The sequence below is a fragment of the Actinoallomurus acanthiterrae genome, assembly GCF_054775715.1.
Window position 1 is genome coordinate 7,650,024 of the sequence record NZ_BAAHCO010000001.1, and the last position, 12,626, is coordinate 7,662,649.

Genomic DNA, 12,626 nt, shown 5'->3' on the forward strand with positions numbered 1-12,626 from the left:
GATCGCAGGCCATGACCGAGCGAGACTTGTCCCGCGCCGAATGGCGTACGAGCAGCCACAGCAGCGCGAACGGTGAGTGTGTCGAGGTCGCCGTGGCCGTCAGCGCGACCTGAGTCCTCCACTCTGAAGCAAAGCTCTCGGTGAACGTCGCCCAGGCACGCGGGCTCGCCCCTCAGGTCCTGCTTCGGCGGCGCCTTTGCCGAGCATTCGGTACGGCCGGTCTGTCACCGACGGCTCCTACAGTCGGCCGCGTGACTGAAAGATCCTTTGCGGATGCCTTCGCCCGTCTGCCCGCGGACCTGCCCCGAGGGCGCCTTGTCTCTGCGACCGACTGCAACTCGTCCGACGAGTACAGTGATCTTCCCGCGCTCTGGTGCAGTGATGAACCGTTGCAGGACGCCGCGGCCTGGTGGCGACGTCTTGAAGCGCAGCGAGCAGAAACCGGCTTGTTTCCGGCGTTCCTGCTGTTCTATGACGACATCTGGTACCCGGGCGAAGGGCCTTTGGACGACGCCGCGCTCGACGTGACGACCTACTTCCGAGAGGAGTGGGAGCGCTACTCGCGGCAGAAGGCGGAATGGGACGCTGCTCCCCCACTCGAGGTCCCCGAGGGCGTGGTGCCCTGGCCCGATGATCCCGGCCCGCCGTTCGACGTGTGGCCGGGTCTGGCCGCGGGGTCCACGCCGACCCGCGACGTGGACGAACACGCCGCCGCCATGGCGGCCGAGCTGGCGCAGGACGGCCAACCGCGCCGCCTCGCTCTCGTCCCGGTGGAGCGGAGCGCGGACGTCCTGCTGACCCTCTGCTTTCGTGGATCCAGCAACCACGTGGGATCTGGAGCACCTCTGGGCGGTGATCAGGTCGTGGGAGGACCGCTTCGGCGCACGGCTGATCGGCGTCGACGGGGGCACCGTCCATGTCTCGGTCGCCGCTCCCCCGCGACTGGAGGAGGCGAACCGGCTGGCGCTGGAGCACTATCTGGTCTGCCCGGACAACATCGAACAGGACTTCTTCGTCGTCTTCGCCACGTACGCCGAGAGGCTGGTCAGCGCGCCGAGGTGGAGCTTCTGGTGGGACTGACATGACGACGGAGATCCCGTGCCGGGATTCCCGTCAGGTGACGTACAGCGACAGGGTCTCCGCGACGCAGGCGGGGCGTTTCTCGCCCTCGATCTCGACGGTGACCCGTACCGTCGACAGCTTGCCCGCCGGGGAGTTCTTCAGGTCGACCAGTTCCGCGCCACCGCGTACCCGAGAGCCGACCTTGACCGGGGCGGGGAAGCGCACCTTGTTCAGCCCGATGTTGACGCCCATCTTCGGCCCGTCGATCCAGAAGATCTCCGGCATGAACGCGTTCACCAGCGACAGCGTGAGGTAGCCGTGCGCGATGGTGGCTCCGAACGGGCCGTCGGCCGCACGCTCGGGGTCCACGTGGATCCACTGATGGTCGCCGGTCGCCTCCGCGAACAGGTCGATCTGCTGCTGCGACACCTCTCGCCAAGGGCTGTGGCCCAGATGCTCACCCTTGGCGGCGGCGAACTCGGCAATGCTCGCGAAACGTCTCATGTCGATCATCGTCCCGATCCGATCACCGGCGGGACAACGCCGCGCACCGACAAGACACACACCGCCCGTTTGTCCGTGCGCTTCTGGTGATGCCGACGCGAACGGCGGGGACCCCGAACTGGGATCCCCGCCGTCGAGGACGTCAGTACTTCTCGGTGGAGGAGCGGACGATGTGGCCGGGCTCGTTGGGCTCCATCGGCTTCTCGTCCTCCGGGCGGACGTCGATGCCCGCCTCCTTGCGCTGCTCCTCGGTGATCGGCGTGGGCGCGCCGGTCAGCGGGTCGTAGCCGGAGGCCGCCTTCGGGAAGGCGATGACGTCGCGGATCGTGTCGCGGCCGGCCAGCAGCATGACGATCCGGTCCCAGCCGAACGCGATGCCGCCGTGCGGCGGCGGGCCGTACTTGAACGCCTCGAGGAGGAAGCCGAACTTCTCCTGGGCCTCCTCGCGGGTCAGGCCGAGGGTCTCGAAGACCCGCTCCTGCACGTCGCCGCGGTGGATACGGATCGAGCCGCCGCCGATCTCGTTGCCGTTGCAGACGATGTCGTATGCGTTGGCGAGCGCCTCGCCCGGCTTGTCCTGGAAGGAGTCGACCCACTCGGGCTTGGGCGACGTGAACGGGTGGTGCACGGCCGTCCAGCCGCCCTCGTCGGTCTCCTCGAACATGGGCGCGTCGACGACCCAGGTGAACGCCCACTTGGACTCGTCGATCAGGCCGCAGCGGCGGCCGATCTCCAGGCGGGCCGCGCCGAGCAGCTCCCGGGTGGCGTGCGGCTTGCCCGCGCCGAAGAAGACGGCGTCGCCGGGCCTGGCGCCGGCCTCGGTGGCCAGGCCCTCCCGCTCCTTCTCGGAGAGGTTCTTGGCGACCGGGCCGCCGAGCGTGCCGTCCTCCTGCACGAGGACGTACGCGAGGCCGCGCGCGCCGCGCGACTTGGCCCAGTCCTGCCAGCCGTCCAGCTCCTTGCGGGTCTGGGAGGCGCCGCCCGGCATGACGACCGCGCCGACGTACGGGGCCTGGAAGACCCGGAACGGGGTGTCGGCGAAATACGTGGTCAGGTCGACGAGCTCGTTGCCGAAGCGCAGGTCCGGCTTGTCCGAGCCGTACCGGCTGAGGGCGTCGGCGTAGGTCATCCGCGGGATCGGACGCTGGATCTCGTAGCCGACGATCTCCTTCCAGAGCCGTTCGACGAGGTCCTCGGCGACCTGGAGGACGTCCTCCTGCTCGACGAAGCTCATCTCGATGTCGATCTGGGTGAACTCCGGCTGCCGGTCGGCGCGGAAGTCCTCGTCGCGGTAGCAGCGGGCGAGCTGGTAGTAACGCTCCAGGCCCGAGACCATGAGCAGCTGTTTGAACAGCTGCGGGGACTGCGGCAGGGCGTACCAGTGACCGGGCTTGAGGCGTACGGGCACAAGGAAGTCACGGGCGCCCTCCGGCGTGGACCGGGTGAGCGTCGGCGTCTCGACGTTGACGAACCGGTGCTCGCGCAGGACGTCGTGGACGAGGTAGGACGCCTGGGAGCGGATCCGCAGTGCCCTCGAGAGGGCCTCGCGGCGGATGTCGAGGTAGCGGTGCTTGAGGCGCACCTCCTCGTTGACGTTCGCGTCCGTCTCGATCGGGAACGGCAGCGGGGCGGCCTCGCTCAGCACCTCGATGTCGGAGGCGACGACCTCGATGTCGCCGGTCGGCAGCTCGGGGTTCTCGTTGCCCTCGGGCCGTACGCGGACCTCGCCGGTGACCTTGACGCAGAACTCCGAGCGCAGGTCGTGCGCGGTGTCCTCCTCACGGAAGACGACCTGGGCGATCCCGGAGGCGTCGCGCAGGTCGATGAAGGTGACGCCCCCGTGGTCACGGCGGCGCGCCACCCAGCCGGCCAGCACGACCTGCTGCCCGGCGTGCTCCCGGCGCAGCGAGCCCGCCTCGTGTGTGCGGATCATCTTTGAGCAAGCCTTTCTTTCAACGTCGTCACGAGCTCGGCGAGCGGAACGGCGACCTGGTCGCCGCTTGCCAGGTCCTTCACCTGTGCGGACCCGGCGGCGATATCTCGCTCGCCGAGGATCACGGCGTACGCCGCGCCGGACCGCCCGGCGCCCCGCATGGCGCCCTTGAGCTTCTTGCCGTCGTAGGACATGTCGGCGGCGACGCCCGCGCGGCGAAACTCGGCGATCAGGTTGAAGATCTTACGCTCGGCCTCCTCGCCCAGCGGCACGCCGTACACGTCGACCGTCGGCTGGGTCACGGCTGCGACCTCCTCGGCCTCCATGGCCAGGACCGTACGGTCGAGGCCGAGGCCGAAGCCGATGCCGGGCAGCGACGGGCCGCCGATGTCCTCCGAGAGGCCGTCGTAGCGGCCACCGCCGCCGATGCCGGACTGGGCGCCGAGCAGCGGGTGGTCGAACTCGTACGTCGTGCGCGTGTAGTAGTCGAGGCCGCGTACGAGGCGCGGGTCGTCGACCCACGGGACGGACAGGTCGGCCAGCAACTCGCGGACCTGGTCGTGGTGCGCCTTGCACGCGCCGCACAGGTGGTCGGTGACGAGCGGGGCGTCCCCGAGCTGGGCCTGGACCTCCGGCCGCTTGTCGTCCAGCACCCGCAGCGGATTGATCTCCACGCGGGCCCGGGTGTCCTCGTCGAGGTCGAGGCCGCGCAGGAACTCCTGCAGCGCGGCCCGGTAGACCGGACGGCACTCCCGGCAGCCCAGGGAGTTCAGCTTCAGGGAGATGCGCGTGAGGCCGAGGTCGCGATAGAAGTCCCAGGCGAGAGCGATCGTCTCGACGTCGACCGCCGGGTCCTCGGAGCCGATCGCCTCGAGGTCTACCTGGTAGAACTGGCGGTACCGGCCCTTCTGCGCGCGCTCGTAGCGGAACGCCGGTCCGGTGGCCCAGACCTTGACCGGCAGCTCGCCCCTGTTCAGGCCGTGCTGGAGCACCGACCGCAACACCCCGACGGTGAACTCCGGCCGCAGCGTGATCGAACGCTCGCCGCGGTCCTCGAAGGTGTACATCTCCTTGGACACGACGTCGGTCGACTCGCCGACGCCCCGCGCGAACAGGCCGGTGTCCTCGAAGACCGGGAGTTCGAGGTAGGAGTAGCCGGCCCGCGTCGCGGCGGCCGCGAACGCGTCACGAGCGGCGAGGAAGGTCGCCGACTGCGGCGGAAAATACTCTTTGACCCCCTTGGGGGCCTGGAAGTTCGAGCTCATGGTGTCGTTTTCTAGAGTCCCCTGTGCGGGCCGTCGACCGGAGCGATGTCCTTGAGGAACGGATTGGTCGCCCGTTCGCGGCCGATCGTGGTCTGCGTGCCGTGGCCGGGCAGCACGGTGGTCTCGTCCAGGAGCGGCAGGCATACGCGGGCCAGGCTCTCCAGGATCGCCGCGTAGTCACCGCCCGGCAGGTCGGTGCGGCCGATCGAGCCGGCGAACAGCAGGTCTCCGGAGAACATCACCTGCGCGTCCGCGAGCCGGAAGGTCACCGACCCGGTCGTATGGCCCGGGGCGTGATCGACGATCAGCTCCAGGCCGGCGAGCGTCAGCGCCGCGCCGTCGGCGAGCTCGCGCACGTCGTCCGGCTCGCCGAACGTCAGCCCGCCCAGCAGCTGCTGTCCGACGCCGAGCGGGAAGCCCTTGGCCGGATCGGACAGCAGGTCCCGGTCGGCCGGGTGGATGTACGCGGGGACGTCGCGCGCGCCGCAGACCGGGGCCACCGACCAGATGTGGTCGATATGGCCGTGCGTGAGCACGACGGCGACCGGCTTGAGCCGGTGCTCGCGGAGCAGCTCCTCGACCCCGGATTCGGCGTCCTGGCCAGGGTCGATGATCACGCATTCCTCCCCCGCGGCCGGTGCCACGACGTAACAGTTCGTGGCGAAGGATCCGGCGGGGAACCCGGCGATGAGCACGATCGTCCTCTCTGAAGGCGCCTGCTTCCGGCAGCTTGAGCGTACCGGCGGCACGCGGCCGACCGCGAACGACATACGCGGGACCGCCGCAGGGTGTCCGGTCTTGGCGGGATTTGCGAGCCTCTGAGGGCCACGCAGAAAAATACCGGCCAGGACCGCTACGATGCGCAGCACGTTTCCCTGTTCATGACGCGAATCAATGAGGTGCGACACCGGTGGCGGGTAAAGACCGCAAGAAGCAGCTGGCCCGGCAGCGCTACGAGCGCCAGATGCAGCGCCGTGCGGCCCGGCAGGCGCAAGCGCGCAGGGTAAAGATCATCGGTACGGTGGCGGCCGTCGCCGTGATCGCCGGCGGCGGCGGTGCCATCGCGTTCGCCATGAACAAGCCGGAGAAGAAGAAGTCGACGGCGACCGCGTCGGCGTCCAAAACGCCCAGTGCGCAGCCGAGCGTCACGGCGAAGCCCGGCGAATGCGCCTACCAGCCGCTGACGGATTCGCAGAACGCCAAGGACGTCGGCACTCCGCCGGTCAAGCCGGTCAAGGGCACGTACGAGATGACGCTCGACACCAGCCAGGGCAAGATCGTCGCGAAGCTCGACGGCACGAAGGCCTCGTGCACCGTCAACTCCTTCAAATACCTCGCGTCGAAGCAGTTCTTCGACAACACCAAGTGCCACCGGCTCGACACGGGCATCAAGGTGCTGCAGTGCGGCGACCCGACGGCCACCGGCAGCGGCGGCCCGAAGTACGGCTTCGGCAACGAGAACGTCCCCAAGGCCAACGCCTCCGGGCAGGCGACCTACAAGCGGGGCATGATCGCCATGGCGCACAGTAGTCAGCCGAACAGCAACGGCAGCCAGTTCTTCATCATGTACGGCGATTCGCCGTTGCCCGCCGACTACACGGTCTTCGGCGAGATCACCCAGGGCCTGGACGTCGTCGACTCGGTCGCCAAGGCCGGAGCGACCGCTCCCGACCCCCAGTCCGGGATGACCGCGCCAAAGAAGAAAATTGAAATAAAACACCTCACCGTCACGAAGATGGGGTAATGCGGAAGGTTAGGGTGGCCTGCGGGAGCGAAGCTCCCGAGGTCGTCACGGTGGGCCCGGCGCCCGACGAGCGGCCCGGGCCTTGATACAGGAGGCAACGGTGTCCAGCGCCACCGATCCTTGGGGAATCCGGCGCCGGGGAGGCGGAGACGGATCCGTCCGGGCCGTCCGGCCGCTCATGGCGGGCCCGCTCCACGACCGGGAGGCCGACGGTGACCACTGATCCCTGGGGCCGCGTCGACGAGAACGGGACCGTCTACGTCAAGACCGCCGAGGGCGAACGTACCGTCGGCTCCTGGCAGGCCGGTGCTCCGGAAGAGGCGCTCGCCTACTTCCGGCGCAAGTACGACGCGCTGGTCACCGAGGTCGATCTGCTGGAGCAGCGGATCAAGACGACGGACCTGGCCCCCTCGCAGGCCGAGCACAGCATCGCCCGGATCCGGGAATCCGTGACCGAGGCGCACGCGGTCGGCGATCTCGACAGCCTGGCACGGCGGCTGGACTCCCTCACGGGGCTGCTCGGCCGCCGCCGGGAGGAGATGAAGGTCGCCCGCGACCAGGCCCGCGGCCACGCGCGGGAGGTCAAGGAGCGCATCGTCACCGAGGCCGAGCGGATCGCGACCGAGGAGACGCACTGGAAGAACGGCGGTGAGCGCCTCCGCCAGCTCGTCGACGAGTGGAAGGCCGCCGAGCGCGTCGACCGGCCCACCGAGACGGCGCTGTGGAAGCGGCTGTCGTCCGCGCGCAACGCCTTCACCAAGCGCCGCAAGGCGTACTTCTCCAACCTGGAGGAGGAGCGCGAGCACTCCCGTGCGGAGAAGGACCGCCTGGTCGTCGAGGCCGAGGCGCTGAGTAACTCGACCGACTGGGGGCCCACGGCCGCCGCCTACCGCGACCTGATGCGTCGCTGGAAGATGGCCGGACGCGCGTCCCGTGAGGTCGAGGACGAGCTGTGGGCGCGGTTCAAGGGCGCGCAGGACGTCTTCTTCGCCGCCCGCTCCGCGGCCTTCGCCGAGCGCGACGCCGAGTTCCGGGGGAACGCCGAGCTCAAGGAGAAGGTCCTCGCGGACGCCGAGCGGCTGCTCCCCATCCGGGACGTGCGCGCCGCCCGCCAGGCTCTGCGGACGATCCAGGAGCGCTGGGAGTCCATCGGGATGGTGCCGCGCGACTCCCGGGAGCAGCTCGAAGGCCGGCTGCGCCGGATCGAGGAGGCGGTGCGCTCCGCCGAGGAGTCGGAGTGGCGGCGCACCAACCCGGAGGCCCGGGCGCGCGCCGAGGCGACGGTGACGCAGCTACGCGCCTCGATCCAGCAGCTCGAGGCGCGTCTGGAGAAGGCCCGCCGCGGCGGACGCGACAAGGACGTCAACGACGCCGAAGAGGCCCTGACGGCTCGCCGGGCGTGGCTGGAAGAGGCCGAGCGCACGCTGACCGAGTTCTCCTGACCATGATCGTCGGCCCGGTCCCCGTTGGGGCCGGGCCGACGATCATGTGACGGGTCAGTTAGTGACGCGGTAGACGTCGTAGACGCCGTCGACGTTGCGGACCGCCTTGAGCACGTGGCCCAGGTGCTTCGGATCGCCCATCTCGAAACTGAACCTGCTGATGGCGACCCGGTCGCGATTGGTGGCGACGGACGCCGACAGGATGTTCACGTGCTGGTCGGACAGCACCCGGGTGATGTCCGACAGCAGGCGGGTGCGGTCGAGCGCCTCGACCTGGATGGCCACCAGGAAGACCGAGTCCTCCCCCGGCGACCACTTGACGTCGACCATGCGGTCCGGCTGGGTGCGGAGGTTCGCCACGTTGACGCAGTCGGCCCGGTGCACCGAGACGCCGTTGCCGCGCGTGACGAACCCGACGATCTCATCGCCCGGCACCGGCGTACAGCACCGGGACAGGCGCACCCACACGTCGGGGTCGCCGGCGACGACCACGCCCGGGTCGCCCGCGGGCCGCGACCGCCGCTTCTTGCTGGGGATGACGGTCTCGTCGAGGTCCTCGGCCGCGCTCTCGACCCCGCCGAGGGAGTCGACGAGCTTCTGCACGACGCTCTGCGCGGAGACGTGGCTCTCGCCGATCGCGGCGTACAGCGCCGAGACGTCGGAATAGCGCAGGTCGTGGGCCAGCGCGACGAGGGCCTCGCCGGAGAGCATGCGCTGCAGCGGGAGGTTCTGCTTGCGCATCGCGCGAGCGAGGGCCTCCTTGCCCTGCTCGATGGCGGTCTCGCGGCGCTCCTTGGAGAACCAGTGCTTGATCTTGTTGCGGGCCCGGGCGCTCTTGACGAAGTTCAGCCAGTCGCGGCTGGGCCCGGCCTCGGGCGACTTGGAGGTGAAGATCTCCACCGTGTCGCCGTTGTCGAGCGTCGACTCCAGCGGCACGAGCCGGCCGTTGACCCGGGCGCCGATCGTACGGTGCCCGACCTCGGTGTGGATGGCGTAGGCGAAGTCGACCGGGGTGGCGCCCTGCGGGAGGGCCAGGACCTGGCCCTTCGGGGTGAAGACGAAGACCTCCGAGACCGACAGGTCGAAGCGCAGCGACTCGAGGAACTCCGCCGGGTCGGTGGTCTCCTTCTGCCAGTCGAGGAGCTGCCGGAGCCAGGCCATGTCGTTCGCCTTGCCGGGCGACCCGGCGCCGACCGTCTCCTCCTTGTACTTCCAGTGCGCGGCGATGCCGTACTCCGCGCGGTTGTGCATCGCGCGGGTGCGGATCTGCAGCTCGACCGGCTTGCCCTCCGGGCCGATCACCGTCGTGTGCAGCGACTGGTACATGTTGAACTTCGGCATCGCGATGTAGTCCTTGAACCGGCCGGGGACCGGGTTCCATCGCGCGTGGATCGTGCCGAGGGCGGCGTAGCAGTCGCGGACGGTGTCGACGAGGACGCGGATGCCGACGAGGTCGTAGATCTCCTCGAAGCCGACCTCGCGGGCGATCATCTTCTGGTAGATCGAGTAGTAGTGCTTCGGGCGTCCCTTGACCGTCGCCTTGATCTTGGCCTCGCGCAGGTCGCCCGCGACGTTCTCGATCACTTCCTGGAGGTAGACGTCGCGCCGGGGCGCGCGCTCGGACACCAGGCGGGCGATCTCGTCGAACCGCTTGGGATACAGCGTCTGGAAGGCGAGGTCCTCCAGCTCCCACTTCAGCGTGTTCATGCCGAGGCGGTGCGCGAGCGGCGCGAAGATCTCCAGCGTCTCGCGGGCCTTGCGCTCCTGCTTCGGCCGGGGCAGGTAGCGCAGCGTGCGCATGTTGTGGAGCCGGTCCGACAGCTTGATGACCAGCACCCGGATGTCGCGGGACATGGCCACGACCATCTTGCGGACGGTCTCGGCCTCCGCAGCCTCGCCGTACTTGACCTTGTCGAGCTTGGTGACGCCGTCCACCAGGGCGGCGATCACGTCGCCGAAGTCGGCGCGGAGCTGGTCGAGGGTGTAGGTGGTGTCCTCGACGGTGTCGTGCAGCAGCGCCGCGCACAGCGTCTCGGTGTTCATCCCGAGCTCGGCGAGGATCGTCGCCACGGCGAGTGGATGGGTGATGTAGGGGTCGCCGCTCTTGCGCTTCTGATCACGATGATGGTGGGCGGCGACGTCGTAGGCGCGCTCGACGAGACGCACATCCGCCTTGGGATGCGTGTTCCGGAGCGTCTTGATCAGCGGTTCGAGTACGGGATTCATCGTTGGACCACGCTGGGCGCCAAGCCGGGCGAGCCTTCTGCGGACCCGGGCGGCGGACGGCGCGGTCGCGCCCGACGGCGTAGCGTCGCCGTCATCCGGCACCGGCTCGGGGGCACCCACCGGCGCCGCCGGCGAAGAGGCCTCTGCCTGGGCCTGCGGGGTCAGCGCGGCATCGGCCACCGCGTCGGACGAGACCACCTCACCGGGCACCCAGCCTCCCCATTCATGCGTCGGAACCACAGTTTATCCGTAGTCGTTTTCCAGTCGGTGCCCCATCACCCATTCCGGTCATGGCTCTAGGAGGGGGGACGGGGGAAGGGGAGGATGCTGGAAGGGCACCGGCGAAGGTTGGGGGCCGATGAACAAGACACTCCGCAGAGTGACGATCTTCTCGCTGCTGATGATCCTCGCGCTCATGGTGAACGCCACCTACATCCAGGGCTCACAGGAGCAGAAGCTCCGCGACGACCCGCTGAACGTCCGGCACTTCCTCGCGCAGTTCAACCGGAACCGCGGGCTGATCATGGCGGGCGGCACGGTCATCGCCCGGTCCCGCGACACCGGCAACAAGGACTTCAAGTACCAGCGCGTGTATCCGGAGTCGGAGGTCTTCGCTCCGGTCACCGGCTACTTCGCGCCGAGCGGCTCCGTGACCGGCGTCGAGTCCGCGGCCGACGGCCTGCTGGCCGGGACCGACCCGAGGCTGACCGTCCAGCACTGGTTCGACGCGATCGTCGGCAAGACGCCGCAGGGCGCCACCGTGCAGACGACCATCGACCCGGACGCCCAGCGCACCACCTATGACGCCCTGCGGTCGAGCACCTCGCGCCGCGCCGCCGCGATCGCCATCGACGTACGGACGGGCGCGATCAAGGTGATGGCGTCCTATCCGTCGTTCGACGCCAACACGGTCGCGGTGCACGACACCGCCGCGTCGACGCGGGCGTACAACCGGCTGCTGAAGGCGTCCGGCAGCCCCCTCATCGACAAGGCGATCGGTGAAAGTTTCGCGCCGGGCTCGACGTTCAAGATCATCACGTCGGCCGCGGGGATGGACAAGCAGGGCCTGAACAAGGACAGCCCCGTCGACACCCCCGGCGTGCTCACCCTCCCCTCCGGGAACCCGCTGCACAACGACGCCGACTCCGGGCCGTGCAACGGCGGGCAGCTCCCGCTCGTCGAGGCCTTCGCGCAGTCGTGCAACAGCACGTTCGGCAAGCTCGCCCTGGACATGGGCCAGCGAAGGCTCGGCGCCGAGGCCACCGGATTCGGCTTCGGGCGGCGCATTCCGATCGAGAACGCCCTGAGCAGCGCCGCGAGCGTCTACCCGAAGAACATGGGCGGCGACGACGTCGGGCGCAGCGGCATCGGCCAGGGCAGCGTCTCGGCGACGCCGCTGCAGATGGCCCTCGCGGCCGCCGCCGTCGCCCACGGCGGCGTCGTGATGAAGCCGTACCTCATCCAGCGGGTCGTCTCGCCCGACCAGTCCGAGGTCGAGGCCGCCTCTCCCAAGGAGTTGCTCCGGGCGACGAGCTCGCAGACGGCGGGCCAGCTGCAGGACATGATGCGGGAGGTCGTCCAGACCGGCACCGCGCGCGGCAAGGTGCCGACCGACATCGCCGGCAAGACCGGCACCGCGGAGACCGGCCTGTCGTACAACGAACGGTGGTTCGCCGGGTTCGCGCCGGCCGACGACCCGAAGATCGCGTTCGCGGTGGTCACCGAGGGCAGCGGCTTCGGCGCCGACGCCGCCGGGCCGATCGCCACCAGCATGGTCCAGGCCCTCAAGGTGCTCTGAGGCCCGCTGGAGCCCTGGACGTCGCTCGGCAGCCGTGCGAGCCCCGTACGACGCCTGGGGCGCCGTACGGGCTCGAGAGAGCAGGTCAGCCCTGGATGAGGGCGTGGAGGTCCAGGCCGGTCAGCCGGTCCCGGCCCTTGAGGAAGCCGAGCTCGATGAGCACGGACAGGCCCGCGACCTCGGCCCCCGAACGGCGGACGAGCTCGGCGGCCGCCGCGGCCGTGCCGCCCGTGGCCAGCACGTCGTCGACGATCAGCACCTGCTCGCCCGGTGCGAGGGCGTCCTGGTGGACCTCGATGGTCTCGCTGCCGTACTCGAGGTCGTAGCTCTCGCTGTACGTCGCGGCCGGCAGCTTGCCCTTCTTGCGGACCGGAACGAACCCGGCGCCGAAGTGGTAGGCGACCGGGGCCGCCAGGATGAAGCCACGGGCCTCGATCCCGACGACCTTGTCGATGGTGCCCCGCCCGTAGTAGGCCACGATGGCGTCGACGACGGCCGCGAACGCGGTGTGATCGGCCAGGAGCGGGCTGATGTCCTTGAACACCACCCCGGGCTTGGGGTAGTCGGGAACCTCGCGGATCCGCTCGTTGATCAGTTTCGTCAGGTCGACCGGTCGCGAGGTCACGTTTCTCCTAAAAGACGCCATCCCGCG

At 69.4% G+C, this 12,626-nt stretch carries 11 protein-coding genes; 5 read left to right on the forward strand and 6 right to left on the reverse strand.

From position 1 onward, the window contains the following. Positions 1 to 11 precede the first annotated feature (11 nt). On the forward strand, positions 12 to 113 hold the full coding sequence (locus ACYVF7_RS36140) for a DUF397 domain-containing protein (protein ID WP_460349553.1): 102 nt from the start codon (positions 12 to 14) through the stop codon (positions 111 to 113). A 697-nt stretch (positions 114 to 810) separates the two neighbouring features. Next, positions 811 to 1,080, forward strand: a complete 270-nt coding sequence (locus tag ACYVF7_RS36145) for a DUF4253 domain-containing protein (RefSeq protein WP_460349555.1) — start codon at positions 811 to 813, stop codon at positions 1,078 to 1,080. A gap of 33 nt (positions 1,081 to 1,113) precedes the next feature. Here ACYVF7_RS36145 and ACYVF7_RS36150 read toward each other — a convergent pair whose 3' ends face one another. From ACYVF7_RS36150 to ACYVF7_RS36165, 4 genes are all read right to left on the reverse strand, one after another. Further along, positions 1,114 to 1,566 carry a MaoC family dehydratase gene (locus ACYVF7_RS36150; RefSeq protein WP_460349557.1) on the reverse strand — a complete coding sequence of 151 codons (453 nt, stop codon included), beginning with the start codon at positions 1,564 to 1,566 and terminating at the stop codon, positions 1,114 to 1,116. A 142-nt stretch (positions 1,567 to 1,708) separates the two neighbouring features. Further along, a complete protein-coding gene (gene aspS, locus ACYVF7_RS36155) occupies positions 1,709 to 3,499 on the reverse strand; it encodes an aspartate--tRNA ligase (protein ID WP_460349559.1) in 1,791 nt (596 codons plus the stop codon). Continuing rightward, positions 3,496 to 4,764, reverse strand: coding sequence for a histidine--tRNA ligase (gene hisS / locus ACYVF7_RS36160; protein ID WP_460349561.1), 1,269 nt, complete (start codon positions 4,762 to 4,764; stop codon positions 3,496 to 3,498). Before hisS ends, aspS begins: the two co-directional genes overlap by 4 nt. Before the next feature lie 11 nt (positions 4,765 to 4,775). Next, positions 4,776 to 5,459: an MBL fold metallo-hydrolase gene (locus tag ACYVF7_RS36165; protein WP_460349563.1), complete on the reverse strand. Its 684-nt coding sequence runs from the start codon at positions 5,457 to 5,459 to the stop codon at positions 4,776 to 4,778. 215 nt (positions 5,460 to 5,674) lie between these two features. Here ACYVF7_RS36165 and ACYVF7_RS36170 point away from each other — a divergent pair, with 215 nt between their 5' ends. Together ACYVF7_RS36170 and ACYVF7_RS36175 are read left to right on the forward strand one after the other, a co-directional pair. Continuing rightward, entirely contained in the window at positions 5,675 to 6,508 is an 834-nt protein-coding gene (locus ACYVF7_RS36170) for a peptidylprolyl isomerase (protein WP_460349565.1), read from the forward strand. A gap of 212 nt (positions 6,509 to 6,720) precedes the next feature. After that, positions 6,721 to 7,950: a DUF349 domain-containing protein gene (locus ACYVF7_RS36175; protein WP_460349567.1), complete on the forward strand. Its 1,230-nt coding sequence runs from the start codon at positions 6,721 to 6,723 to the stop codon at positions 7,948 to 7,950. A gap of 54 nt (positions 7,951 to 8,004) precedes the next feature. Here ACYVF7_RS36175 and ACYVF7_RS36180 read toward each other — a convergent pair whose 3' ends face one another. Continuing rightward, on the reverse strand, positions 8,005 to 10,176 hold the full coding sequence (locus ACYVF7_RS36180; RefSeq protein WP_460358317.1) for a RelA/SpoT family protein: 2,172 nt from the start codon (positions 10,174 to 10,176) through the stop codon (positions 8,005 to 8,007). A 358-nt stretch (positions 10,177 to 10,534) separates the two neighbouring features. Between ACYVF7_RS36180 and ACYVF7_RS36185 the strand changes: the two genes are divergently transcribed. Next, positions 10,535 to 11,974 (forward strand): peptidoglycan D,D-transpeptidase FtsI family protein, encoded by a 1,440-nt coding sequence (locus ACYVF7_RS36185; protein ID WP_460349570.1) that lies wholly within the window; start codon positions 10,535 to 10,537, stop codon positions 11,972 to 11,974. Between the two features lie 85 nt (positions 11,975 to 12,059). On the opposite strand, the gene ACYVF7_RS36190 is transcribed toward ACYVF7_RS36185, so the two are convergent. Then, positions 12,060 to 12,599 carry an adenine phosphoribosyltransferase gene (locus ACYVF7_RS36190; RefSeq protein WP_460349572.1) on the reverse strand — a complete coding sequence of 180 codons (540 nt, stop codon included), beginning with the start codon at positions 12,597 to 12,599 and terminating at the stop codon, positions 12,060 to 12,062. Positions 12,600 to 12,626: the final 27 nt, after the last annotated feature.